The organism is Mesorhizobium sp. B2-6-4 (assembly GCF_006441495.1).
Classification (GTDB): Bacteria; Pseudomonadota; Alphaproteobacteria; order Rhizobiales; family Rhizobiaceae; genus Mesorhizobium.
Genome location: NZ_VFUE01000010.1, coordinates 1 through 23780, shown reverse-complemented (window position 1 = coordinate 23780; position 23780 = coordinate 1). Strand labels below are relative to the sequence as shown.

General features: G+C 63.4%; 22 protein-coding genes and 1 riboswitch. Of the genes, 12 read left to right on the top strand and 10 right to left on the bottom strand.

Annotated elements, in window-relative coordinates; genetic code table 11:
* The first annotated feature begins 66 nt into the window (after positions 1-66).
* Both FJ426_RS15120 and FJ426_RS15115 read left to right on the top strand, forming a co-directional pair.
* On the top strand, positions 67-375 hold the full coding sequence (locus FJ426_RS15120; RefSeq protein WP_224646996.1) for a nucleotidyltransferase domain-containing protein: 309 nt from the start codon (positions 67-69) through the stop codon (positions 373-375).
* The gene (locus FJ426_RS15115) at positions 368-826 is read left to right on the top strand and encodes a HEPN domain-containing protein (protein ID WP_140495841.1); all 459 of its coding nucleotides are present in this window, start codon (positions 368-370) and stop codon (positions 824-826) included. Before FJ426_RS15120 ends, FJ426_RS15115 begins: the two co-directional genes overlap by 8 nt.
* A gap of 7 nt (positions 827-833) precedes the next feature.
* On the opposite strand, the gene FJ426_RS15110 is transcribed toward FJ426_RS15115, so the two are convergent.
* Together FJ426_RS15110 and parE are read right to left on the bottom strand one after the other, a co-directional pair.
* Positions 834-2900 (bottom strand): FUSC family protein, encoded by a 2067-nt coding sequence (locus tag FJ426_RS15110; RefSeq protein WP_140685940.1) that lies wholly within the window; start codon positions 2898-2900, stop codon positions 834-836.
* Positions 2901-2938: 38 nt separating this feature from the next.
* Positions 2939-4999, bottom strand: a complete 2061-nt coding sequence (gene parE / locus FJ426_RS15105) for a DNA topoisomerase IV subunit B (protein WP_140648970.1) — start codon at positions 4997-4999, stop codon at positions 2939-2941.
* A gap of 235 nt (positions 5000-5234) precedes the next feature.
* Here parE and cpaB point away from each other — a divergent pair, with 235 nt between their 5' ends.
* The 10 genes from cpaB to FJ426_RS15055 all read left to right on the top strand — a co-directional run bounded on the left by cpaB (position 5235) and on the right by FJ426_RS15055 (position 15399).
* Positions 5235-6161: a Flp pilus assembly protein CpaB gene (gene cpaB / locus FJ426_RS15100; protein WP_246675040.1), complete on the top strand. Its 927-nt coding sequence runs from the start codon at positions 5235-5237 to the stop codon at positions 6159-6161.
* Between the two features lie 122 nt (positions 6162-6283).
* Positions 6284-7663, top strand: coding sequence for a type II and III secretion system protein family protein (locus tag FJ426_RS15095; RefSeq protein WP_224680410.1), 1380 nt, complete (start codon positions 6284-6286; stop codon positions 7661-7663).
* A gap of 4 nt (positions 7664-7667) precedes the next feature.
* Complete coding sequence (locus tag FJ426_RS15090) at positions 7668-7937, top strand: hypothetical protein (protein ID WP_140520992.1); 270 nt, start codon at positions 7668-7670, stop codon at positions 7935-7937.
* A gap of 24 nt (positions 7938-7961) precedes the next feature.
* Positions 7962-9176: a response regulator gene (locus FJ426_RS15085; protein ID WP_140561477.1), complete on the top strand. Its 1215-nt coding sequence runs from the start codon at positions 7962-7964 to the stop codon at positions 9174-9176.
* Complete coding sequence (locus FJ426_RS15080) at positions 9173-10594, top strand: CpaF family protein (protein ID WP_140495847.1); 1422 nt, start codon at positions 9173-9175, stop codon at positions 10592-10594. The genes FJ426_RS15085 and FJ426_RS15080 overlap by 4 nt, the downstream gene beginning before the upstream one ends.
* A gap of 4 nt (positions 10595-10598) precedes the next feature.
* A complete protein-coding gene (locus FJ426_RS15075; protein WP_140495848.1) occupies positions 10599-11564 on the top strand; it encodes a type II secretion system F family protein in 966 nt (321 codons plus the stop codon).
* 1 nt (position 11565) lies between these two features.
* Positions 11566-12528, top strand: a complete 963-nt coding sequence (locus tag FJ426_RS15070) for a type II secretion system F family protein (protein WP_140561476.1) — start codon at positions 11566-11568, stop codon at positions 12526-12528.
* A gap of 60 nt (positions 12529-12588) precedes the next feature.
* Complete coding sequence (locus FJ426_RS15065) at positions 12589-13416, top strand: hypothetical protein (RefSeq protein WP_181167409.1); 828 nt, start codon at positions 12589-12591, stop codon at positions 13414-13416.
* Positions 13417-13578: 162 nt separating this feature from the next.
* The gene (locus FJ426_RS15060; protein WP_140495850.1) at positions 13579-14049 is read left to right on the top strand and encodes a hypothetical protein; all 471 of its coding nucleotides are present in this window, start codon (positions 13579-13581) and stop codon (positions 14047-14049) included.
* A gap of 174 nt (positions 14050-14223) precedes the next feature.
* A complete protein-coding gene (locus FJ426_RS15055; RefSeq protein ID WP_140495851.1) occupies positions 14224-15399 on the top strand; it encodes a diguanylate cyclase in 1176 nt (391 codons plus the stop codon).
* Positions 15400-15408: 9 nt separating this feature from the next.
* Here FJ426_RS15055 and gcvP read toward each other — a convergent pair whose 3' ends face one another.
* From gcvP to gfa, 8 genes are all read right to left on the bottom strand, one after another.
* A complete protein-coding gene (gcvP, locus tag FJ426_RS15050) occupies positions 15409-18219 on the bottom strand; it encodes an aminomethyl-transferring glycine dehydrogenase (protein WP_140561474.1) in 2811 nt (936 codons plus the stop codon).
* A 17-nt stretch (positions 18220-18236) separates the two neighbouring features.
* Complete coding sequence (gene gcvH / locus FJ426_RS15045; protein ID WP_140495853.1) at positions 18237-18605, bottom strand: glycine cleavage system protein GcvH; 369 nt, start codon at positions 18603-18605, stop codon at positions 18237-18239.
* Positions 18606-18612: 7 nt separating this feature from the next.
* Positions 18613-19710, bottom strand: coding sequence for a glycine cleavage system aminomethyltransferase GcvT (gene gcvT, locus FJ426_RS15040; RefSeq protein WP_140633499.1), 1098 nt, complete (start codon positions 19708-19710; stop codon positions 18613-18615).
* A 148-nt stretch (positions 19711-19858) separates the two neighbouring features.
* Positions 19859-19945, bottom strand: a riboswitch (glycine riboswitch).
* Between the two features lie 103 nt (positions 19946-20048).
* A complete protein-coding gene (locus FJ426_RS15035) occupies positions 20049-20840 on the bottom strand; it encodes a molybdopterin-binding protein (protein ID WP_140561471.1) in 792 nt (263 codons plus the stop codon).
* Position 20841: 1 nt separating this feature from the next.
* Entirely contained in the window at positions 20842-21726 is an 885-nt protein-coding gene (locus FJ426_RS15030) for a cytochrome b/b6 domain-containing protein (protein WP_140561532.1), read from the bottom strand.
* A 116-nt stretch (positions 21727-21842) separates the two neighbouring features.
* On the bottom strand, positions 21843-22520 hold the full coding sequence (locus tag FJ426_RS15025) for a DUF1345 domain-containing protein (protein WP_140517015.1): 678 nt from the start codon (positions 22518-22520) through the stop codon (positions 21843-21845).
* A gap of 25 nt (positions 22521-22545) precedes the next feature.
* Positions 22546-23013, bottom strand: coding sequence for a YaiI/YqxD family protein (locus tag FJ426_RS15020; protein WP_140495857.1), 468 nt, complete (start codon positions 23011-23013; stop codon positions 22546-22548).
* 64 nt (positions 23014-23077) lie between these two features.
* Entirely contained in the window at positions 23078-23647 is a 570-nt protein-coding gene (gene gfa / locus FJ426_RS15015) for an S-(hydroxymethyl)glutathione synthase (RefSeq protein ID WP_140495858.1), read from the bottom strand.
* Positions 23648-23780: the final 133 nt, after the last annotated feature.

The window sequence follows — 23780 nt, the reverse complement described above, 5'->3', positions numbered from 1 at the left end:
GTTGTCGGCGCAAAAGAATGGTATTATGTTTCGCGCATGAGCCACTCGTCCTCAAAGCATCTTCCGGTGCCGATCGAGATCAGGCCGCTGATCGATGAAATCAGGATCCGCATGAATCCCGATTCTATTTGGCTGTTTGGAAGCCGAGCACGCGGCGACAATCGACCTGACAGCGACTGGGATATCCTCGTGGCTTTGCCAGATGATGCCAGACCAGAACTTCTCGACCCACTCATTGGCTGGACCATTCAGCACGAAATCGGAATTCCGGCGACAATCCTTTCCACGACATCGGGCGCTTTGGCTGCAAGTTGGGATTCGCGAAATACGATCGCGTATGACATCGCTCGGGACGGACGTCGATTAGATGTCTGATCAGTGGACTATCGCCAGCGCGCTTCGGTTGGCGAACGGCTGTATGAGTGATGCGCGTATTCTGGTCGCAACAGGGTCTCGCAACGCCGCTTATCTCAGCCAACAGGCCGTTGAGCAGATCATCAGGGCGCTGGCGACGTCGGAGGCCATTCACATCGAACGTCATGATGCACACCAACTCGACAAGATTCTAAGACGCTTTCCGGACGACCACGCCGAGAAAACGGCGTTGGGATCACTCGTTTGGCTGGAGGCTTATGCCACCACTTTCAGATATACATTGCCTTCGGGCCAGATACCTCGTGCGCCTGACAGGGAAAAACTTCAGAAAGCCATCGACGATATCGCAGCCCTTATCTCGCGGGCCGCGGGGCACTTCAAAGTCGATCTTGCCGATGATGCAAAGCCCGCCCAAGCAGTGACGCCCATGCGCAGGTCCAAACCGCGTTGAGGTTCGCCTAAGCTCTGCCCCTGGAAAAAAAATCCGGAAAATCCTCCATCGCCGCCGCGACAATCCGTAGTGACGCCGCAATCTGGAGCATTTCACCAGTGGCGTTTCGCTGAGCGATGCCGGCGGCATACTGCCGGGCGACGGCAATGGTGGCTGTCTGCGGGTCGCCCGGGGCGCGGAAGAGCAGTTCGCGTGCCAGTCCACGCAGGAAGTTGGCGATCGAAAGCGTCGTCTCGGCCGGAACCGCGTGCGCCTGCTGCGCGGCACGCAGCCGCAGGATCTCCAGACCGACGGTGACGGCGGCGACACTGCCGCCCAGAACCGCTTCACCCTTCCTGCCGCTGGTCTGCACCAGCGGCATCAATTGGTTGATGCGGTCATAGGCGAGGCTCTCGAAGGCCGAACGCCTCGGCACGCGCTCGTGCAGGCAAAGCCGCGCCAGATCCTCGCGCATGGCCCGCACGATGCGGTGCGCCGCGAGCCATGGGTCGGCGGGCAGCACGATGATGAAGACGCCGATTGCCAAAAGGATGCCGACCAGGATCGAGGCCGAGCCGGCGAAGAACGGGCCCGGGTCGTAGGTCATCGCCTGGTGCGGGCTGAGGAAAGCAAGAAAATTGATGGCGAAGGCCGTCGCCACGCCGACATAGCGGGGATTGGCCATGGCGAGCGCCGCCGGCACCAGGATCGGTACGACGAACAGCATGAACCAGCCGAAACCAGGAAAAACGGGAAGCGCGATCTGGCCGACGAGAAAGGCAAAGGGCAGAGCCAACAGCGTTCCCTGGAAGAACCCCCAGGCTACCCGCACCGGATCGGGGCGGGCGGCAAACAAGCTCGACACGACGGCAACCAGAATGACCGTGCCGGCGGCTTCCGACCATCTCGTCGTCAGCCAGAAAGCGGCGACCAGCAGCGTTGCAAGTGCCGCGCGGACCGCGTTGCGGCTCGCCCCGTGATAGTCGCGATGTACAACCAGCGCCGGGGGGCTGCGTTCGCGTGAAGGCCGCGTGACGGGCGCACGCAAGGCATCGAGACCGCGCAGCGTCTGCTTCAGCGCTTCGGCGAAATCGGCGGCGATCGTGAGCCGGGTGACGGTGCCGACCCTGTCGCCGTCCTGGTCGGCCAAGGCGTCGGGCATTTGCTTCGCTTTGGCGCCGATCGCGTCGAGCCGTGCCAGCCAGGGCGCCGTATCGTCGAGCGCGCCCGGCGTCGCCGCCATTTCAGTGACGAGGGCTTGCAGCTCCGAGCGCACCGGAATGAGCGCCGCGTTCTTCGGTGCGGCGTGTGAATGCAGCGCGCGGGCCGCGGACAGGGCTGAAAGCAGTTGTCCAATGGTGCGCCGGACCGGATGGGCGCGCGGCGCGAAGCTCGGGGCCTCCAGCCTGGCATAGGCGCGCATCTCGGCGAGCGTCTGGGTGTCGGCGACCAGCTTCCGATGCAGGCCGGAAAGCATTGCCGTGTCGCCGCCGGAAAAGGCGCCGCCGGCATAGGTGGCAAGGTCGAGAATGCAGCGCTTCAGCCGCGAGATGATGGCCTCGCTGGCCAATTTGGGCAGGATCAGCCGACTGGTCAGGCCGGCGCAGACAATGCCGAGTACGATCTCGGCACAGCGCGCGACCGCGAGGTCGACGACGAGATGCGGCTGGCCAAACGCCGGCAAGCCGATGATCATGGCGGTGTAGCCGGCCAGCGCCGCCCCGTAGGCTTCCGGGTTACGCAGCAGCGACGAGACGAAGGTGCAGAGGCCGATCCATAGGGCAAGCACCGTCACCAGCACCCAGGGATTCGTGCCGAAGACAGTGGTGATGGCAATTGCGGCAACACCGCCCGCCAGCGTGCCGAGCAACCGATAAAAGCCTTTCGCCAACACCATGCCGGCGACCGGCTGGGCAACGATGAACACCGTCATCATCGCCCATTGCGGGTGATCGAGCTTGAGGGCGTAGGCGGCCATAAGCGCGATCAGGCCGGCCGAGACCGTGCGCAAGGCGAAGATCCAGTCCGACCGGGTCGGCTGTGTCAGCCCGGCAAGACCCGCTTCGAAATAGCCATTCAGCCGTTGCCAGCTCACACGCGCGTCTCCGCAAGCCTTGATCGACCGGCCTGCGCTCAGATATCCAGCACTTCCGTTTCCGCGAATTCGGCGCGTTCCTGGATGAACCGGAAACGAGCCTCCGGCTTGGTGCCCATCAGCGCATCGACCGCGTCCTTGGTGGCGGCCTCGGCATCGATCACATCGACGCGGAGCAGCGTACGCTTCCTCGGATCCATGGTTGTCTCCTTGAGCTGCGCGGCCATCATTTCGCCCAGGCCCTTGAAGCGACCGATCTCGACCTTGCCGCGCCCGGTGAACTCGGTGCGCAGCAATTCGTCCTTGTGCGCGTCGTCACGCGCATAGGCGACCTTGCCGCCCTGCCGGATCGAGTAGAGCGGCGGCACCGCCAGATAGAGATGTCCGCCGCGAACCAGGTTCGGCATCTCCTGGTAGAAGAAGGTGATCAGCAGCGAGGCGATGTGAGCGCCGTCGACGTCGGCGTCGGTCATGATGATGACGCGGTCGTAGCGAAGATCCTCGTCGCGGTATTTCGACCGCGTGCCGCAACCAAGCGCCTGGATCAGATCGGAAATCTGCTGGTTGGCGGCCAGCTTGTCGTTGCCGGCGCTGGCGACGTTGAGAATCTTGCCGCGCAGCGGCAGCACCGCCTGGCTGGCGCGGTCACGAGCCTGCTTGGCCGAGCCGCCGGCCGAATCGCCTTCGACGATGAAGAGTTCGGCGCCGGCGGCCGCATTCTGCGTGCAATCGGCAAGTTTGCCCGGCAGGCGCAGCTTGCGCACCGCGCTCTTGCGCGACACTTCCTTTTCCTGGCGGCGTCGTACCCGCTCGTCGGCGCGCGCGATCACCCAATCGAGCAGCTTCGATGCTTCCTGCGGATTGTCGGCCAGCCAATGGTCGAAAGGGTCGCGAATCGCCGTCTCGACTATGCGGATCGCCTCGATCGTCGCCAGCCTGTCCTTGGTCTGGCCGACGAATTCAGGCTCGCGGATGAACACCGACAGCATGCCCGCCGCCGAGATCATGACATCCTCCGACGTGACGATCGAGGCGCGCTTGTTGCCGACGAGGTCGGCATAGGCGCGCAGGCCGCGCGTCAAGACGTTGCGGAAGCCGGCCTCGTGGGTGCCACCTTCGCCGGTCGGGATGGTGTTGCAGTAGGAGTTGATGAAGCCGTCGCCGCCGAACCAGGTCACTGCCCATTCCAGCGAGCCATGGCCGCCTTGCCTGTCGCTCTTGCCGGCGAAGATTTCGCGCGTCACCTGGAATTCGTCGCCAAGCGACGCTTTCAGATAGTCCTTGAGGCCGCCGGGAAAATGGAATTCGGCCTTGGCCGGAGTGGTGTCCTTTTCCTTGATCAGGGAGGGATCGCAGGTCCAGCGGATTTCGACGCCGCCGAACAGATAGGCCTTCGAGCGCGTCATGCGGTAGAGCCGCGCCGGTTCGAACGCGGCGCCCTTGCCGAAGATCTGCTCGTCGGGGTGGAAACGGGTCCTGGTGCCGCGCCGGTTGTGAACTTCGCCAAGATGCTCGAGGCCGCTGACCGGAATGCCGCGCGAGAAGCACTGCCGGTAAAGTTGCCGTCCGCGCGCGACTTCGACTTCGAGATGATCCGACAGCGCATTGACCACGGAGACGCCGACGCCGTGCAGGCCGCCCGAGGTTTCATAGACCTTGCTATCGAACTTACCGCCCGAATGCAGCGTCGTCATGATCACTTCGAGCGCCGGCTTCTTGAACTTCGGATGCGGATCGACGGGAATGCCGCGGCCATTGTCGGTGACGGTGAGAAAGCCGTCAGCCGAAAGCTCGACATCGATGAATGTGGCATGGCCGGCAACCGCCTCGTCCATCGAGTTGTCGATGACCTCGGCGAACAGATGGTGCATGGCCTTGTCGTCGGTGCCGCCAATATACATGCCCGGACGGCGCCGCACCGGCTCCAGGCCTTCGAGTACCTCGATATCGGCGGCGCTGTAGCCCTCTGAGCCGTCACGAGACGCCGCCGCCGGACGCTTGGCTGCCGCCTGCACCAGCGGATCGGCCGGACGCGCCGGTGTGCGAACCGGTTGCGGCTGCTTCTCCAGATTGCCGAAAAGATCGTTGTTGTCGTCCATGCCTGCCATAGAGCCCAAGCTGCGAATCACCCGCCGATACTGCCACGCTTTTCAGCGCCAAGCGACGGAGGTTCCTGTTACGTTCGGGGATTAACCCCCTCTTATCCTAAAACCATTCGATAACCAAGCCGGCGGAAATCAGGCGGATAGCCGGCGAGAAGATTCCTGATTCTTTAACAATGCCGCCTAGCGTGAGCCAACATAACAAGAAACTACGGGCATCAGGGGTTTGGGCGTGAGGGGCAAGGCCATAACGATGATCGGCATCGCCGCCGTTTTCGGCGCGATCTCGATCTTTGCCGCGGATTTCTGGGTCAAGCGCCAGGCCAGGGCCGACGCCGAGGAGAAAACCGCGTCGATCGCGGCGCCCGCCGCGCCGACGGTCGAATTCAAGACCATCGTGGTGGCGAATGCACCGTTGCGGTACGGCATGGATCTCGACCGCGCGAAACTCAGCGAAATTCCGTGGCCGCAGGATTCGCTGCCGCAGGGCGCCTTCGCCACCATCGATGGACTGCTCGGGGACGGCAACCGCGTGGTGCTGTCGCCGATCGAGGTCAACGAACCGGTGCTGCTTACAAAGCTGTCCGGCCCGAATGGCCGCGCCACGCTCTCCAACATGCTGACACCCGGCATGCGGGCCGTCACCATCCGCACCGACGAGATCGCGGGCGTCGGCGGCTTCGTCACGCCGGGCGATCGGGTCGATGTCGTGCTGACGCGAGATGCCGGTGAAATCCAGGAAGTGGCCAAGAATGCGCAAGGCGCCGCCGGCTCGACCATCACCTCCGAGATCGTCGTTGCCGACGCGAAGGTGCTGAGCGTCGGGCAGGGCGCCGACGAGCGTCAAACAACCCCGCAGGTGGCCAATTCCATAACCATCGAGGTGACCACCGAAGGCGCGCAGAAAGTGGCGCTGGCCCGCACTGTCGGCACGCTGTCGCTGTCGCTTCGCTCCGCCAGCGAGGGCGGCGACGGCAAGGACGGTGTCACCACCATCTCCTCCTTTGGCGGATCGGTGGCGGGCAAGGCGCAGGCCGCAGCCGGCTCGCTGTTCGACGCCATGGCAAAGGAGCCTGAGAAGCCGAAATTCAAGACGGTCATCGTGACGCGTGGAACGACGGCCGAGGAATATCAGGTTCCTGCGCGGGACCAGAAATAGGAATATCAGGTTCCTGAGTGGGACCAGAGCAGGACCGGTGGGGACCGGACGGGACGGGAACAATGTTGAGGCAACTTCAATATCGAATGACAGGCCGGTTGCACGTCGCGCGGGCCGTGGCGATGGCGGTGACGATGGCGTCGGCCTGCATCTTCGCCGGCCCGGCCAGGGCGGATAACGACATCGTCTATGTCTCGGCGACCAAGAACGCCTCGATCAAGGTCGCCAAGGGCAAGCCAAAGACGATCATGACGAGCGCGGCTTTCTACCAGATCGTCATCGGCGATCCGGAGATCGCCAACGTCAACCCGCTGACCGACAGATCCTTCTATGTGCTGGGCAACAATCTCGGCACCACTGGCATTGCCCTGTTCGACGAGAACAAGCAGCTCGTCGGCACCGTCGACATCGAAGTGACGCTCGATACCGACCAGTTGGCCGACACGATCCGCGCCAGCGTGCCGGACGCCAAGATCAAGGTCGGCTCCGCCAATGGCCGCGTCGTGCTGTCGGGCGAGGCGGATGACGCGGTCGCCGCCGAAAAGGCAAACAAGATCGCTACCCGCTTCTCCGGCAATGAGGAGGTGATCAATTCGGTCAACATCTCGTCCTCACAGCAGGTCCAGCTCAATGTTCGCTTCGTCGAGATCAACCGCCAGGCGGGGCAGGATCTCGGCGCCAAATACAGTGCCAATTTCGCTTATGGCATGGGCGGACGCGACGTTACGATTGCTCCCGGCACCATTGAGCCGGCGGGGACCGGCGAGATCATCGGCAAGCTGCTGTCGAACGGCGTTTCCATCGACATCGCCATCAAGGCACTGGAAGAGCGCGGCCTGGCTCGTCGGCTGGCCGAGCCGAACCTGATCGCCCGGTCCGGCGAGACGGCGAGCTTCCTGGCCGGCGGCGAGTTTCCGATCCCGGTTTCCGAAGACAACGGCAAGATTTCCGTCAGCTACAAGAAGTACGGCGTCAGCCTGGATTTCACGCCCACCGTTCTGAAGGACGGGCTGGTCAGCCTCGATATCGCGCCGGAAGTCTCCTCGATCGACGCGTCGGCTTCCTACAATATCGGCAGCATCTCGGTGCCCGGCTTCATCGTGCGCCGCGCCAGGACGTCGGTCGACCTGAAGAACGGCCAGAGCTTCATGATCGCGGGGCTGCTGCAGTCGCAGAACGACATCACCACCTCGCGCATACCGGGCCTCGGCAAGATGCCTGTGCTCGGGGCCCTGTTCTCGTCGAAATCCTACCAGCGGCGCGAGACGGACCTGGTGATCATCGTCACGCCTTACCTGGTCAAGCCGGTGGATCCATCGAAGAAAATGGCCGAGCCGACCGATGGCACGCAGCCTGCCAGCAATGTCGACTATTTTCTCAACAACACCGAGGAGGTGAGGGCGTCGGATACCAATCGCGCGCTGGCGCTGGCTGACGGCAGCGCCGCGCGTGCCGCTCCCGCCACCAAAGTCGGGCATTTCCTCGACCTGCCGAAGGACTGAAGCCATGCGTCTGGCCTTGAGCTCGAGCGTCGCCTTGCTGCTTGCCGGCTTCACCGCCGGATGCACGAGTGACGACTATGTGCGCAGCGAAGGCGTGACCAGCGGCGCCGGGGAGGCCCAGGCCGCCAACACCGTCATGCAGATGGTCGATCCCTGGAAATACGGCGTCCAGAACACCAGGCTTCTCGTGCCTGCCCAGCGCGGCAGCACGGAACCCGCCACCGCCGAGCAGGCGGCCAGCGCCAAGGCATCGCAAGCCAGCGCCGACAATTGATCCGAGATCACAGGCTGACAAGTAATGGCAAACGGCATCAAGACCAGGAAAATCCTGCTCATATCGACGGACAGAACCTTCGCGCAGGACACGCGGACGGCGTTTGCCGCCTCGGAGATCATCCAGCTCTCGACGGTGGAAAAGAACATCACCGAACTTCGCGGCGAGGTCCAGGAGGCCGATCTCGGCGCGATCATCGTCGATATGGACGCAGCGAAGCTTGAGGAGATCGATGCGCTGCAACGCGTCATGCGTCGGCTGGAAGGCAAGGCGCCGGTCGTGGTCGTCACCCAGGAATTCAACGCCGCCGCCGCGCGCATCCTCGTGCAGCTCAAGGTCGCGGATTTCCTGGTCAAGCCGATCACCACGGCCGATCTCGTACGTTCGGTGGTGCGTGCGCTGCAAGGGCCGGGGCGTGAGGAAAACACCGAGTCGCAGATCTATACCTTCATGCCCGCGGCAGGCGGCGTCGGCACCACGACGCTGGCTTTGCAGACCGCGTTCCAGCTGCATCATTCAGTGACGCGCGGCGCCTCGACCTGCGTGGTGGACCTCAATTTCCAGCAGGGCGCCTGCGCCGAATATCTCGACCTGGAGCCGCGTTTCGACATCACCGAAATCGAGAACCAGCCGGAGCGTCTCGACAGGCAATTGCTCGACGTGATGCTGTCCAAGCATGCCAGCGGGCTTTGTGTTCTGGCCGCACCGACGCAGCCGGCGGAGATGCGCTCGTTCAAGACCGACGTCGTGGTGCGGATGCTGGACCTCGTCTCGGCCTATTTCGACAATGTCGTCATCGACATGCCGCGCACCTGGTTTCCGTGGACGGAGACGGTGCTGCTCGGCTCCAACAAGCTCTACATCGTCGCCGAAATGACGGTACCGTGCCTGCGCCACACGCAACGCCTGATCCAGGCGGTCTACGAGACCGCCGGCAAGGAAGTGAAGCCGAACGTCATCGTCAACCGTTTCGAGCAGAAGATGTTTGACAGCGGCATCAAGCAGGCGGACGTCCAGGAAATCCTCGGCGAGCATTTCGTCGGCGGCATCGCCAACAATTACCGGCTGGTGCGCGAGGCCGTCGATCGCGGCGTGCCGCTGCACGAGATCGATGCCAATGCCAACGTCGTCAACGACCTGAAGAGGATCATCCTTCCGGAGGAAGTGGCGGCGGCGCCGGGCAAATCGAAATCGCTGTTCGGCTTCGGCAAGAGCCTTTTGAAGAGGAAGGCCGGATGAGCAGCCGCTTTTCCACCTTGCAGAACCGCGATGCGCGTCCGCAGCGCTCCGCCGAGCCGACGGCGGTTGCGCACCACGCGGTCGTCATCCCGACGAGCCGGAAGGTCTTGCCGGCGAAAATCGAAGCCGTGCCGGGCAAGAGCGCCAACAAGGTGCTCGATGCGCGCGTGCGTATCCACCGGTTGCTGCTCGAGGAGATCAATCTTGTCGCGCTGGAGCGGCTGCCCAGGGACGAGATGCGCCGGCAGGTGCATGATTTCGTGTCGGAAAAGACGCGCGAAGAGCGGATGGCGATCAACACCGTCGAACTCGATGCCCTGGTCGACGACATCGTCGACGAGATGGTCGGGCTCGGCCCGCTCGAGCCGCTGCTCAAGGACCCCGACATCAATGATATCCTGATCAACGGCCATCAGAACTGCTTCGTCGAAAAAAAGGGCAAGCTGCAGCAGGTCCACATTCCGTTCAAGGATGAGGCGCATCTGCTTAGAATCATAAACAAAATCGTTGCCGCGGTCGGCCGCCGCGTCGACGAATCGCAGCCGATGGTCGACGCCCGCATGCTGGACGGCTCGCGTTTCAACGCCGCCATCCGTCCGGTGGCGGTCGACGGGCCGCTGGTGTCGATCCGCAAATTTTCCAAGAACAAGCTCGGCCTGCACCGGCTGGTCGAATTCGGCGCCATCACCCAGAACATGGCCGAAGTGCTTGCTGCGGCAGTACATGCCCGCAAGACAACGATCATTTCTGGCGGCACCGGCACCGGCAAGACGACCATGCTCAACGCGCTGTCGGCCTTCATTCCCGAGGACGAGCGGCTGATCACCATTGAGGACGCGGCGGAGCTTCAGTTGCAGCAGCCGCATGTCGCGCGCATGGAAACCCGGCCGGCCAACATCGAAGGCCATGGCGAGCTCAAGCAGCGCGATCTCGTCAAGAACGCGCTGCGCATGCGGCCCGATCGCGTCATCCTCGGCGAATGCCGCGGCGAGGAGGCCTTCGATATGCTTCAGGCCATGAACACCGGCCACGAAGGATCGATGGCCACCATTCACGCCAACACGCCGCGCGATGCCATTTCGCGGCTCGAGCAGATGCTGGGCATGACCGGCATGCCGATGACGGTGCAATCGATCCGCAGCCAGATCGCCAGCGCCATCGACATCATCGTCCAGTTGACCCGGCTCTCCGACGGCAAGCGCAAGGTGACGAGCGTCGCCGAGGTGACGGGCATGGAAGGCGACGTCATCCAGATGCAGGAGATCTTCCGCTTCGTGCGCACCGGCATGGACGCCGACGGCACGATCCTCGGCCATTTCGAAGCGACCGGGATCCGGCCGCGCTTCCTGGAGGACCTGCGCGCCATGGGCATCGAGTTTCCCGGGCGCTATTTCGAACCCGGCCGGCCGCAGGAGTAACCAGGTGTTGGATGGGTTCAGCGCGATCTATGTCGTCTATGCCGGGGCTGCATTGACCGGCATCATGATCGCCGAGGCCGTTTACCTGCTCTATGCCGGCCGCAGCGACAGGCGCACCGCCATCAACCGGCGCATGAAGCTGCAGGAAAACAGGATCAGCCAGGAACAGGTGCTGATCCAATTGCGCAAGGAGCGCGGTCTCGATGCGGGCACGTCGCTGTTCTCGCCTGACCGTTTTCGCGCCCTGCGCGCCCAGTCGGGCATGATCATGCCGCTGTCGAAGTTCCTGATGATCACTTCGGGGATGGCGCTGGCTGCGGCCCTTGCCGCCATCTGGTATGGCTTGCCGCTGCTGATGGGCGCCATTCTGTTTGTCGTGGTGGTGCCGGTGCTGCCGGTGATGGCGATGCGCTCCATGCGCAAGCGCAGGCTGAAGCGGTTCGGCATGCAGTTGCCGGAAGCGCTGGAACTGATTACGCGCGGCCTCAAGGCCGGCCATCCGGTACCGGTGGCCATCGCCATGGTGTCGCGCGAAATGCCCGACCCGATCGGCACCGAGTTCGGCGTGATTGCCGATGAGGTGACCTTTGGTTCGGATCTGGTTTCGGCGCTGAATTCGCTGTTCGACAGGGTCGGCCATGAGGATCTGCCGCTGTTCGTCACCGCCGTGTCGATCCAGACGAGTTCTGGCGGCAATCTGCGCGAAATCCTCGACGGACTGTCGACGACGATCCGCGAACGCGGCAAGCTGCGCCGCAAGGTGCGCGCCATTTCAACCGAAGGCCGTCTGTCGGCCTATATCCTGACGGCCGTGCCGGCGCTGCTGTTCACGACCATCATGGCATTCATGCCTGGATATTACAGCGACGTCTGGGGCGTGCCGAAGACATGGTACATGGTTGGTGGCTCGGTCACCTGGCTGATGCTGGGCAATCTGATCATGTTCAAAATGTCGAACTTCAAATTCTGACATGCAGAAGGTCGTTGAATTCCTCGCCTCGCTCGCGCCGACCTCGCTGATGCCGGTGGCTGTCCTGCTGCTGGCCGTGGGCGCTGCCGCTTTTGCCTGGCCGATGGTGGTGGCAAAGGGCGATCGCAACGAAGTCAGGCGGAGGCTCAAGGTCGACGACGGTCCGGTGGCCGCCAGGCCGGAACCGGTCCAGAAGAAGAATACCGGCGTCGTTCGCGAGAAGGCGGTGAAGAAGGCGCAGGAATTCTACGCCAAGAGCGATCCTGAAAATGTCGCCCGCCTGCGTTTGAAACTCATCCAGGCGGGCTACATGGAGGCGCGCGCCGTCGGCATGTTCTTCCTCATCCGTTTCACGGCGATGGTGGGCATCGCGCTCGCCGTCTTCGTGCTCAACCGCTGGATGGCCAGCCCCGACGCCACGATGACCAGCCGCTGGGCCTTCGTCGTGCTGTCGGGCGTGGCCGGCTATTTCCTGCCAGGGCTGGTGCTGACCCAGAAGATACGGGAAAAGATGCGCGAATACCGCAACGGCTTCCCCGATTTCATGGACCTGATGATCGTCTGTTCGGATGCCGGCATGAGCATGGAAGCGGGCGTCGAGCGCGTCTCGAAGGAACTCGCAAAGACCTACCCGTCGCTCAGCCAGAACCTGCAGCTCGTGTCGCTGGAGCTGCGGGCCGGGCGCAGCCTCGACGATGCACTGAAGGCGCTCGCCGATCGCCTGAGCCTGGACGAGGTGCGCTCCTTCGCCACGCTGCTGCAACAGTCCAAGGAGCTTGGCACCAGCCTGTCGGGGGCGCTGCGCGTCTTTTCCGACGAGATGCGCCACAAGCGCATGTCGCTGGCCGAGGAAAAGGCGCATGCCTTGCCGGCCAAGATGTCGGTGCCGGTCGTGGTTTGCATCCTGCCGGTGGTGCTGATGATCGCGGTCATTCCGATCATCGTCAAAATGACCGGCCACTAGGATTTGCTGATATTCAGTGAAGCCGGCGATCTGCAAAGTCCGCAAATGAATGAGAAGTCCATGCGAATGCTGTTGCGCGCTTTTGTCCTCGGCCTTGCCGCGGCCAGTCTGTCGCCCGTCTGGGCTGCAGCCGATTGCGGCGATGCCGCTGCCCTGGTGCAGCAGGCTTATCCCAAGGCCCGCAAGAGCGCTGACGGTGCCTCGTTCACGCTCGAACCCCACACCAGCATCGCCCTGACGTCCGCATTTGGCGACCCGCCGGGGCTGGTCTGCAAGATCTGGCCCGCCCATGAGGCCCTGCTGTTGGTCGCGGTGCCGCTGATGGACAGTTCGCAACCCAGCGACTACGCGCATGCCGGCGATATCGAGCTTCTGGTCATCGACAGGAAAAGCCGGCAGGTGCGCCAGCGTCTGCTGCAGCCCGGGCTGATGAATGATGATGCCATCGCCATCCGCAAGTTCGAACTCGATACCGGCCGGTATGCGCTGGCGCCCGATGTCTCCGCCTTCGGCCTGCGCATCGAAATGGCGAACAATTCGCTGCCTAACCCTTTCAGTGAAACCGACCTGCGGCTCTATGCCGAGGACGGCGATGCCCTGCGGATGGTGCTCGATGGCCTGGTCGTGGCCGGCAATGGCGGCGAGGGCGATACCAATTGCGCCGGATCCTTCCATATCAGTCAGGTGAGCCTGGCGATGAGCCCGGCCAAACATCATGGCTACCACGACATCGCGGTGGTCGAACGGATGGATACCGACAATCCGTTGCCCGACAGCAATGGCGAGTGCCAGTCCCACCCCGGCAAGTCCGTGAGCCAAACCTACCGGCTGCGCTATGACGGCAGCCGGTATACGGTTCCGGCGGGACTCAAGGCCCTGGAACCGTGAGAACGCCGCTGGCCGTGATCGAGGCGTTGCGGCCTGGTGGTTAATAGCTGGTGTACCCAGGGCCTAATTTTGGCGGCGTTTCGGCACCTAAGTTTAATTGCTCTGGAATAGTGTGTTTCCTGAAGAACGACCCGGCAAAAAACCGGGCGATGGGGCAGGGGCATGCGTCACAGCAATTTAACGGCAATGGCCGCGATGGCGGCCGTCTTGATGATGTCTGGTTGTACGACGAGTGGCGTCGACACCACCAAAACCACCGCCATTCAACCGGCCGCGAAGGACGTCGGCACATCCGATCTGGCGGAAGGCAAGGCGCAGTTTCGCGACGCGAATTACGGCCTTGCCGAACAGCGTTTCCGCAAGGCCGTCGAGTTGAAGGCCGACAATGCGGAAGCCTGGATGGGGCTCGCCGCTTCCTATGACGAACTCGGCCGTTTCGACTTCGCCGATCGTGCCTACGACCAGTTGCTCAAGATCGCCGGGCGCAAGCCGCAGATCGTCAACAATATGGGCTATTCGCAATTGCTGCGCGGCAACAGGAAAAAGGCAAGGGCGCTGCTGCTCGAAGCCAAGGCCGGCATGGCCGACCCCACGGTCGTCGATGCCAATCTTGCCCTCCTGAACAAGGGCTGACGGCTGTCTGGTGGCCATGATGTCGCGAGGACGATTTTGGGACACTCGGCGTCGACGCTTTGTAAACCCTATCCGAAGGTCTCAGCCGAAAGATCAGTTGAAAATCATGTCTGATGGCTGTCGCTGACCTAGAATGCAGCGGTAAGGCCGACGCTCAGGGAACCCCCGCCCAATATGCTGGATTTCAGTTCGCTCCTGCTCGCAGCCGCGCTGTCGGGCATCTGCCTCAGCATCACCATGTTCGCGATCTGGTTCGCCGCGCCCCGGGCCAGCTTCGTGCTGACGGTGGGGTGCGGCATTCTCGTGCTCGTTGTGCATGTCATCCTGTTCTGGCGATACACGAAGGAGCCTGATCCGCTGCTTTGCCAGGTCGCGCTTGCATTGCTCAGCCTCGGTTTCCTGGTCATCTGCCTCTCGGCCATGCAGTATCTCGGCGTGCCGGATTACCGGCGTGCCATTTTGCCGACATTGGCCGCCATGACGATCTGCGCGGCGGTGACTTCCCTCGGTCTCGACGGGGTAGGCTTCATCGTTACCTATGTAACGGTGACAGTGCTGCTCTCGGCGATCGGAACCATGTTCTGGCTCAACGGCAGTCATGATCGCAAAATCCTGCTGGTGGTTTCGTTCCTAGGCGGCACCTGTGCGGTGTCGTTTGCACTTTGCGCGGTCGTCCTGGTGGCCAAGGGGCAATGGACGCTCGGGGCAGCCCCCGATAACTGGGCCGAACGCCTGAATTCGGTCGTGGCCGTGGCCTGCATGACCGGTCTCGGCGCATTGACGCTTTCCCTGCATCACCTGCAGGCGCAGATCGAGCTGAAGGCCGAGACGATGACCGATCCGTTGACCGGGCTGATGAACCGCCGGGGATTGATGTCGCTCCATGGCGAACGGGCCTTCGGTCCGTTCATGGCTGTCGTCATGTTCGACCTCGATCATTTCAAGAAGACGAACGACATCTATGGTCACCCGGTGGGGGATCAGGTTCTGTGCCGCTTCGCCGCAGTCATCAGAAAATATGCCAGAACGGGCGTCGACGCCTTTCGTCTCGGCGGCGAGGAATTCGCGATCGTCATGTCCCGGGTGACCGAAGAGAGGGCTTACGAGCTCGCAAGCAAGATCGGCGTCGCCTTCGGCACCGAGATCGTTGCGACCTCCCACGGTCCCTTGCGCAGCACTGTCAGCGGAGGCATCGGCTTTGGCGGCGCCAACGGCAACAGCCTCGGCGAGGTGCTGGCCGAGGCGGACGCAGCGCTCTATGCCGCCAAGCGCGCGGGCCGCAATTGCGTCGTCAGCCACAAAAGGATGGGCAAGGCCGAGCCGATCAAGCCGGCCTTGCGCTCAGCATAGTTTGCGAGACTATTCGGCCGCGCCCAAATAGTCCGACAGCGGCGGGCATGAACAGACCAGGTTGCGGTCGCCGGCGACATTGTCGATGCGCGATACCGGCGGCCAGTATTTCGCCGCCATGTCGGCGTCTCCGGCGGGGTAGGCCGCTTCCAGGCGCGAATAGGGATGGCTCCACTGGCCGGCCAGCGCCTCCGCGGCGGTGTGCGGCGCATTGACCAGCGGATTGTCGGCCAGGGGCCACTCGCCCCTCGCAACCTTGGCCGCTTCGCCCGCGATGGCGATCATCGCCTCGCAGAAGCGGTCGAGCTCGCGCTTGGGCTCGGATTCGGTCGGTTCCACCATCAGCGTGCCGGCGACCGGGAACGACATGGTCGGCGCATGGAAACCGTAGTCGATCAACCGTTTGGCGATGTCCTCGACACTGATGCCGGCGCTCTCCTTGAGCACGCGGGTGTCGAGGATGCACTCATGGGCAACGCGGTCGCTCCTGCCCTTGTAAAGGAGCGGGAAGTGTGGGGCGAGCCGCGTCGCGACGTAGTTGGCCGAAACGATCGCCGTCTCGGTCGCCTGCTTCAGGCCGGAAGCGCCCATCATGCGGATGTACATCCAGGTGATGGGCAGGATGGAGGCACTCCCGAAAGGTGCGGCGGCCACGGCATGCGCGGAGCCTTCGGTAACATGGCCCGGCAGATAGGGCTTCAGATGCGCCCTGACGCCGATCGGGCCGACACCCGGGCCGCCGCCGCCATGGGGGATGCAGAAGGTCTTGTGCAGGTTCATGTGGCAGACGTCGGCGCCGATGTCGCCCGGGCGGGCGAGGCCGACCAGGGCGTTGAGGTTGGCGCCGTCGAAATAGACCTGGCCGCCATGCTCATGGATGAGGGCGCAGAGATGTCGCGCGCCCTCTTCATAGACGCCATGCGTCGAGGGATAGGTGAACATCAGCGCCGCGAGATTCCTGGAATGCTCGTTGGCCTTGGCCCTCATGTCGTCCATGTCGATATTGCCGTCCTCCAGGCAGCGAACGACGACCACGCTCATGCCGGCCATCGCCGCGCTCGCCGGATTGGTGCCGTGCGCGGAGGACGGGATCAGGCAGACCGTGCGATGGCCCTCGCCGCGCGAGCGGTGATAGGCGCGGATGGCCAGCAATCCGGCATATTCGCCCTGGCTGCCAGCGTTGGGCTGCAGGCTTACCGCATCGAAGCCGGTAAACTCCGAAAGCCAGCCTTCCAGATCGTCGATCATGGCGCGGTAGCCTGCCGAGTGCGCGGCCGGCGCGAAGGGATGCATGTTGGCGATTTCAGGCCAACTCACAGGCATCATCTCGGCCGCGGCATTGAGCTTCATGGTGCAGGACCCCAGCGGGATCATCGCGCGGTCGAGGGCCAGGTCCTTGTCGGCCAGCCGGCGCAGGAAGCGCATCATCTCGGTTTCCGACTTGTTCTCGTGGAAGACGGGTTGGGTAAGAAACTCCTTGCCGCGTGGCTTGCCGGGCATGGCGGCGGCGGCCTCCGCGCTCGGCTTGGCCCCAAACAAGGCGGCAATGGCTTCCAGGTCGGCTTCGTCAGAGGTCTCGTCGAAGGCGATGCCGACACGGTCGGCGTCGACGACGCGCAGAAGCCGGCCGCCCTTTTCGGCGGCGGCGGCGATCTGCGCGGTCTTCCCCTTCGTCTCCACCGTCACCGTGTCGAAGCGGCTCGTGCCGATCACCGGCAAGCCTGCCGCCTTGAGCCCGGCTGCCAGGCGGCTGGCCAGCGCGTGGATGCGCCCGGCGATTGCCTGAAGGCCGGCGGGGCCGTGCCAGATGGCGTAGGCTGTCGCCATGTTGGCAAGCAGCGCCTGGGCGGTGCAGATGTTGGACGTTGCCTTGTCGCGGCGGATGTGCTGCTCGCGCGTCTGTAGGGCAAGCCTGTAGCCTGGACGGCCCTTACTGTCGGTCGACTGGCCGACCAGGCGGCCGGGCATCAATCGGGTCAATTTGTCGGCAACCGCGCAGTAGGCGGCGTGCGGGCCTCCAAAGCCCATCGGCACGCCAAAGCGCTGCATTGGACCGACGGCAATGTCGGCGCCAAGCCTTGCCGGCGTGTCGGTCAGTGTCAGGCCGAGCGGGTCGGCGATGAAGACGACCAGAGCGCCGGCCGCGCGCGCCTTGTCGATGGCCGCCTTGTGATCACCATAGACGCCGAAAGTGTCCGGCCAGGAGACGAGCAGGGCGGCTGTGTTGTCGTCGATCGTCTCGCCGTCGATCTCGATGCCGAGCGGCTCGGCGCGGGTGCGCGCCACATCCAGCGTCTGCGGGTGCGGCGTGCCGGCGAGAGCCACCTTGGTGCGCTTGTCGCGGTGATGGCGCAATGCGATGCCGATCGCTTCGGCGACCGCTGTCGCTTCGTCGAGCAACGAAGCCGATGCCACAGGCAGGCCGGTCAGTTCCGCAACCAAAGTCTGGAAATTGAACAGCATTTCCAGGCGGCCCTGGCTGATCTCCGCCTGGTAGGGCGTATAGGCCGTGTACCAGGCCGGGTTCTCGAACAGGTTGCGCTGGATGACCGGCGGCACGTGCACGCCGTGATATCCGGCGCCGATGAAGCTCTTCAGAACCGTATTCCGGGCCATGGTCGCCGACAATTCGGCCAGCGCTTCGGCTTCGCTGGCCGGCGCGGGCAGGGACAGCGGCTGGTCGAGGCGGATCGATCTCGGCACGGCCTGGCTGATTAACGTCTCCACTGAGGGCACGCCGATGACGGCCAGCATGGCTCTCACATCGGCAATGCCGGGTCCGATATGGCGGGCCGAGAAGGGGTAGGGTGCTGCGGTCATGTCAATGCGTCCTGATTTCAGCCGATATGGGCTTTGTAGGCGGCCTCATCCATGAGGCTGGCGAGCTGGCTTTCGTCGGCAAGCTTCATTTTCCACAGCCATCCGGCGCCGGTCGCCGCCGAATTGACCAGCGACGGGTCGGACGACAGCGTCGCGTTGGCCTCGGTGATCTCGCCGTCGACCGGCGCGTACACGTCGGAGGCCGCCTTGACGGATTCGACCACGACGGCGGTGTCGCCCTTGGCGAGCTTCTTGCCTGTTTCCGGCAGTTCGACGAAGACGAGGTCGCCCAGCTGCTCCTGCGCGTAGTCGGTGATGCCGACGGTGGCGATGCCGCCCTCGACGCTGAGCCACTCGTGATCGGCGGTGAAATAGGTCTTTGCCATCTGAAAATTATCCTTTGCGGTAGCGATGCGGGAGGAAGGGCAGGGAAGAAACGTCGACAGGTATCTTCGTTCCGCGCACGTCGGCGAAAACCCGAGTTCCGGGTTTTGCCAGCGGTGTCGGGACATAACCCATGGCGACGGGATGGCCGGCAGACGGACCGAAGCCGCCCGAGGTGACGTGGCCGGCGGGATTGCCGTCGGCATCGAAGAGCGTGGCGCCGGCGCGCACCGGCTGGCGGGAATCCGGCCTCAGGCCGACGCGCTTCTGGGCAGAGCCGCGCTCGACGGCGGCGCGCAGCGTGTCGGCACCGATGAAAGTGCCGTTGGCGCGGATGTCCTTCGGGATGGCCCACATCAGCGCCGCGCTTGCGGGATCGGTTTGCGTGGTGATGTCCTGGCCGTGTAGGCACAGGCCGGCTTCCAGCCGCAGACTGTCACGGGCGGCAAGGCCGATCCATAGCACGCGCTCGTCTTCGAGCAGTTTCGCGACGAGACCGCGCGCGTCTGCCTCCGGCAGGCCGATCTCGAAGCCGTCCTCGCCGGTATAGCCGGACCGGCTCATGAACCAGTTCTCTCGCGGTTCAATGCCATGCATGAACAGCAGCGACCCGGTCTCGATACCGGCGCGGGAAAGCGCCGCCCAGGCCTCGGGACCCTGGATGGCGAGGAAGACCCGATCGAGCGGTTCGACCTTGACGTCGAAGTCGGTCGCAAGCTCGCGCAAATGCTTCTCGTCGGCGATCGCGTTGCCGGCATTGGCGACGACCATGAAGTTGGTATCGCCCAGCCGGGTGACGATCAGATCGTCCAGGATGCCCGCGGCCTCGTTCAGGAAAAACGTCAGCTTCGACTGTGAAATTTCGAGCGCGCCCGCATCGAGCGGACAGGCACGGTTGAGCAGGGGAATCGCGCCCGGCCCGCTGACCCTGAACAGTTTCATGTGGGAGATGTCGAACAGGCCCGCATGTTCGCGGGTGTGAAGATGCTCCTTCATGACGCCGGCCGGGTAGGTCAGCGGCATCGACCAGCCGGCAAAGGCGCCAAAGCGCGCACCGGCAGCTGCGTGGACGTCTTCGAGAGGAAGGTGTTTGGTGTCGCCCGTCATGTGTTCTCCAGAGTCGCACGCAATCGGTCGCGAATGGCGACCAGTCCGTGCCCCTCTGTCTGAAGCCTGAGAGACTCGCGCCCCGTAACTCTGTCGGCAGCGCTTACACCTTCGGCGCGGGGGCAGGCCCCGACTTTCCAGAGTGTCTTTCCCGTCTACGGTTCTTTTGCCTGAGAGATTTCGGGCGATTTCCCCTTCGGCGGCAGCTCTCGCTGCTCTCTCCCGCAAACAGGTAGGGCTCGCAAAAGCCCTCGACTCGTCATCCATAGCCCGTCAACGACGGATTGTCACCTGCATGCGACGTGCAAAATAAAATGGCGGCATCGTGCCGATTGCGATCAGATCCCGCCATACCAGTCGTAGCCATTGTCTTCCCAATAACCGCCCCGTCCGCCTCCTAAGGCGGCGAAGCCGTCGACCAGCTCGATCTTGTAGAGATATTTCGGCATCTTGTAGCCGAGCTGGCGCTCGACCCGGACACGCAGCGGCGCGCCGTTCTCGACCGGCAGCGGCTTGCCGTTGACGCCGTAGGCCAGGATCGTCTGCGGGTGGCGGGCGTCGATGAGGTCGATGCTGCCGTAATATTTGATGTCGCCCGACAGGCTGCGGTCGATCGTGTCCAGGCAATGGAACATGACGTAGCGCGCCTCGGGTTTGACCACCGCCTGGTCGAGGACCAGCGACAGCGGCGTGCCGGTCCATTTGGCGATGCAGCTCCAGCCTTCGACACAATCATGGCGGGTGATCTGCGTTCGGCTCGGCATGTTCATGAGCTGCTCGCGGGTCAGCGACAGCGGCTTTTCGACCAGGCCCGAGACCTCCAGCCGCCAGTCGGCGAAGTTGTTGGCGAGCAGGGTCTTGTAGGTATCGTCGTCGGGTGACGTCACCCCGTTGGGGCGCATCGGCTGACGGATATCGGCTTCAGTAAATTCCGGCGCCAGCGAATCACGGCCCGCGAGCAGACGTTGCGCGCGGTGTGTGAGATCGTTGGCATTTTCGAGGAAGCTGCGCAGCCCGCCGCCCACGCCGAGCTGGCTGTCGAAGGCATCGCAGCCTGAAAGCGTGATACCGGAAAGGCCAAGGCTGGCCGCGGTCAGGAATTTCCTGCGGTTGATCTCGAATTTTGCCATGTCAGGCGCTCCTTTCGGAGGATTTTGCGTCATGATGCGCCGGCGGGTCGGTCCGATACCATCCGGTGACGATCGAGCGCAGTTCGTTGAGCGGGCCGGCGGCGACGATCATCAGAATATGGATGATGAAGAAGCCCACGAGCAGCACCATGACGGTGAAATGGATGGTGCGCGCCGTCTGCCGGCCGCCGAGCAGGTCGTTGAGGAACGGCAGCACCGAATTCATGCTTGGCGACATTGCGAGCCCGGTGAGGATCATCAGCGGCAACAGCACGAACAGCACGCCGCCATAGGCCATTTTCTGCAGCGTGTTGTATTCGCGCGTGTGGTGGAACTTCAGCCTGGCGTGATTGACGATATCTTGCGGCAGGCGCCTGAGATCGTCCAGGCGAGGGGCGAGGTCACGTCTGATGTGGCCGTTGACCAGGCTGGCGACCAGCCACGCAAGCAGCGTCGTCGTCAGCACCCAGGCGAAGAAGAAATGCACGACGCGTGCCGTGCCGAGGTCGTAGTATGATGGGATCGTCGCCCAGGACGGGAAGGCGCGGGGCGTCTCTTGTCCTGCCGGCCCAGACCAGCCGAGCACGCCGGTGGTGTCGAAGCGGTATCCGAGGATTTCGGTATAGCCGCGCGGCCCGGCATTCGTGTTCTCGGCGCCGATAGCGAAGACGGTGTTGTTGTAGTCGAAGCCGGACTGCTTGCCGAGATAGAGCTGCGGACGGGCGTTGAAGATCTGGAGGCCGGAAAGCAGCATGAAGAACAGCGAGATGGCCCACAGCCAGTGCGTCAGCCGCGTCCAGGCCGATTGCCGGTAGATCAATGTCGTGGCCTTCGTAGCGTCACTGTCCGCGCTGGCGGCGGGTTGGTTCATGGCAACCGATTCCATCTGGTCTCGCTTCCTGGCCGTTCCATCCGGCGCGGCCGCTGTCTGCATCATTCTCCTCCTGATACGTCGCCAGCCAAGCCGATGTTTCATCGATCACGAAAATATCAGATCGAAGCTCAAGGGCCGCCCAGGCTGACGGCGAGATTGACGGCGGCGGCGACGATGACCGTGTTGAAGAAGAACGACAGGATCGAATGAACAAGCACGACGCGGCGCATGTGGGTTGTCGAGATGTTGGTGTCGGCGGTCTGCGCCGTCATGCCGATGACCGTCGAGAAGTACAGAAAATCCCAGCCTTCCGGCCGTTTGTCGCCGGGGAACAGCAAGCCGCCGACCGGGATTTTCTTCTTGGTTCCGGCATCGACCAGGTCGCCGTCCATCCAGTACACATGCGCATAGTGCAATGCCGCCATGGCGTGGATGGTGAACCAGCCGAGGGGTATCGATAGCAGCGCGAAGCCGAGCTCCATCGCGTTCGAACTGCCTTTCTGGTTGATCAACTGGAACAGTGCTGTGATGGCAACGCCAACGACGACCAGCGTTACGGCGAAGATGACCAGCACGGGCTGATCGGCGGCCCGCGCATTCTTGCTGAGATAGATGCCGGTGAATTTGGGCATCTGGGCGACCACCAGCGTGACATAGGCGGCAAAAAAGGCGTTGGCGCCGATCGAATAGGCGAGCGGCGCATGAAGCAGCAGCGCCATCAGAAGCGCAAAGACGCCGACACAAGCCGACACCGCGAACAGCATGTGCCGGTGCATGGGCGTGCTGGAGGGGATTTCGGCGGCCATGATGGTTCCGAATGGCGCTGGGCTTCTATTGCGGTGTGGCGGATTTTAGAGCGCGCCGCAAGATGCGGTCGAGTTCGCCGAGAAACCGTGAGCGGTCTTGCGGTGCGAAGCTGGCATTGTAGCCCTTGCTTTCGCCGGTCTCGCGCAGATGCTGCTTCAAGTCGCGCATCGCCACCGCCATGCCGATCGTTTCCGGCGTGAAGGGACGTCCGGTCGGCCCCAATACATGGGCCCCGAGCGCCACCGTGCGTGCGGCCAGTGGAATGTCTGCGGTCACCACGATGTCGTTGGGTTTTGCGTTTTCGACGATCCAGTCGTCGGCGGCGTCGGCACCCTTGGACACGACGACATTGCGGATCATGGGGTCGCGGGAGGGGCGCAGGCCGCCATTGGAAACATAGGTGACGACGACGCCGTGGCGCTCGGCAACTTTTTCGACTTCGGCTTTGACCGGGCAAGCGTCTGCGTCGACGAGGATGGCGGGTGCGGGCATTGTCTCTCCAAATGAGCATGGGGCCGGCAACCCGTCCGGCCCCATGCCTCAAATCTCATGGTCGTCAGGCCGGAAGCGCTCCCGACCTCTTGGCGGTCCAGGTGGCGATATAGTCCATCAGGCCGGGGTTGAGGCAGTCATAAGGTTCGAGGCCGATCGATTTCAGTTGGCCGCGAATGCTGTCCATGCGGCTCGGGTCGACACCGGATTCGATGATCGAGGAGACAAAGGCGGTAAAGCCCGGCGGCGACCAGCCATCCTCCTCGAAGCGCTCGGGATGGATGAAGGACAGGCCCTTGAACGGATGGTCGCGCTCGACGGGTCCATGCATGTGGACGCCGCAGCCGGTGCAGGCATGGCGCTGGATCAACGCGCTCGGGTCCACCACCTTCAGCTTGTCGCCGTTCTCGGTGACGGTGACGTCGCCGGTGCCGGCTACGGCCACCACCGAGAACACCGCCCCTTCGGGCTTCCAGCATTTGGTGCAGCCGCAGGCGTGGTTGTGGGCGATCTGGCCCTTGACCTTCACCTTGACCGGATTGCTGGTACAGGCGCAGACCAGCGTGCCGCCGATAAAGCTCGCACTCTCCCTGGGCAGACCATTGTCGATTTTCGGATGCAGTTTTTCCGCCATGCTTTTCTCCTCCCATTTTTGACCACAGAGGTCGCGGGCCCGTTGCCCGCGGCGTGGGGCCGCCCTCAGTAAACCACGACACTCCTGATCGACTTGCCCTCATGCATGAGGTCGAAACCCTTGTTGATGTCCT

Coding starts and splice junctions, on each gene's coding strand:
- FJ426_RS15115 (WP_140495841.1), top strand. CDS start 368: ATGTCTGATCAGTGGACTATCGCCAGCGCGCTTCGGTTGGCGAACGGC.
- parE (WP_140648970.1), bottom strand. CDS start 4,999: ATGGACGACAACAACGATCTTTTCGGCAATCTGGAGAAGCAGCCGCAA.
- FJ426_RS15095 (WP_224680410.1), top strand. CDS start 6,284: ATGGCGGTGACGATGGCGTCGGCCTGCATCTTCGCCGGCCCGGCCAGG.
- FJ426_RS15090 (WP_140520992.1), top strand. CDS start 7,668: ATGCGTCTGGCCTTGAGCTCGAGCGTCGCCTTGCTGCTTGCCGGCTTC.
- FJ426_RS15085 (WP_140561477.1), top strand. CDS start 7,962: ATGGCAAACGGCATCAAGACCAGGAAAATCCTGCTCATATCGACGGAC.
- FJ426_RS15080 (WP_140495847.1), top strand. CDS start 9,173: ATGAGCAGCCGCTTTTCCACCTTGCAGAACCGCGATGCGCGTCCGCAG.
- FJ426_RS15070 (WP_140561476.1), top strand. CDS start 11,566: ATGCAGAAGGTCGTTGAATTCCTCGCCTCGCTCGCGCCGACCTCGCTG.
- FJ426_RS15065 (WP_181167409.1), top strand. CDS start 12,589: ATGCGAATGCTGTTGCGCGCTTTTGTCCTCGGCCTTGCCGCGGCCAGT.
- FJ426_RS15060 (WP_140495850.1), top strand. CDS start 13,579: ATGCGTCACAGCAATTTAACGGCAATGGCCGCGATGGCGGCCGTCTTG.
- FJ426_RS15055 (WP_140495851.1), top strand. CDS start 14,224: ATGCTGGATTTCAGTTCGCTCCTGCTCGCAGCCGCGCTGTCGGGCATC.
- gcvP (WP_140561474.1), bottom strand. CDS start 18,219: ATGACCGCAGCACCCTACCCCTTCTCGGCCCGCCATATCGGACCCGGC.
- gcvH (WP_140495853.1), bottom strand. CDS start 18,605: ATGGCAAAGACCTATTTCACCGCCGATCACGAGTGGCTCAGCGTCGAG.
- gcvT (WP_140633499.1), bottom strand. CDS start 19,710: ATGACGGGCGACACCAAACACCTTCCTCTCGAAGACGTCCACGCAGCT.
- FJ426_RS15035 (WP_140561471.1), bottom strand. CDS start 20,840: ATGGCAAAATTCGAGATCAACCGCAGGAAATTCCTGACCGCGGCCAGC.
- FJ426_RS15030 (WP_140561532.1), bottom strand. CDS start 21,726: ATGGAATCGGTTGCCATGAACCAACCCGCCGCCAGCGCGGACAGTGAC.
- FJ426_RS15025 (WP_140517015.1), bottom strand. CDS start 22,520: ATGGCCGCCGAAATCCCCTCCAGCACGCCCATGCACCGGCACATGCTG.
- FJ426_RS15020 (WP_140495857.1), bottom strand. CDS start 23,013: ATGCCCGCACCCGCCATCCTCGTCGACGCAGACGCTTGCCCGGTCAAA.
- gfa (WP_140495858.1), bottom strand. CDS start 23,647: ATGGCGGAAAAACTGCATCCGAAAATCGACAATGGTCTGCCCAGGGAG.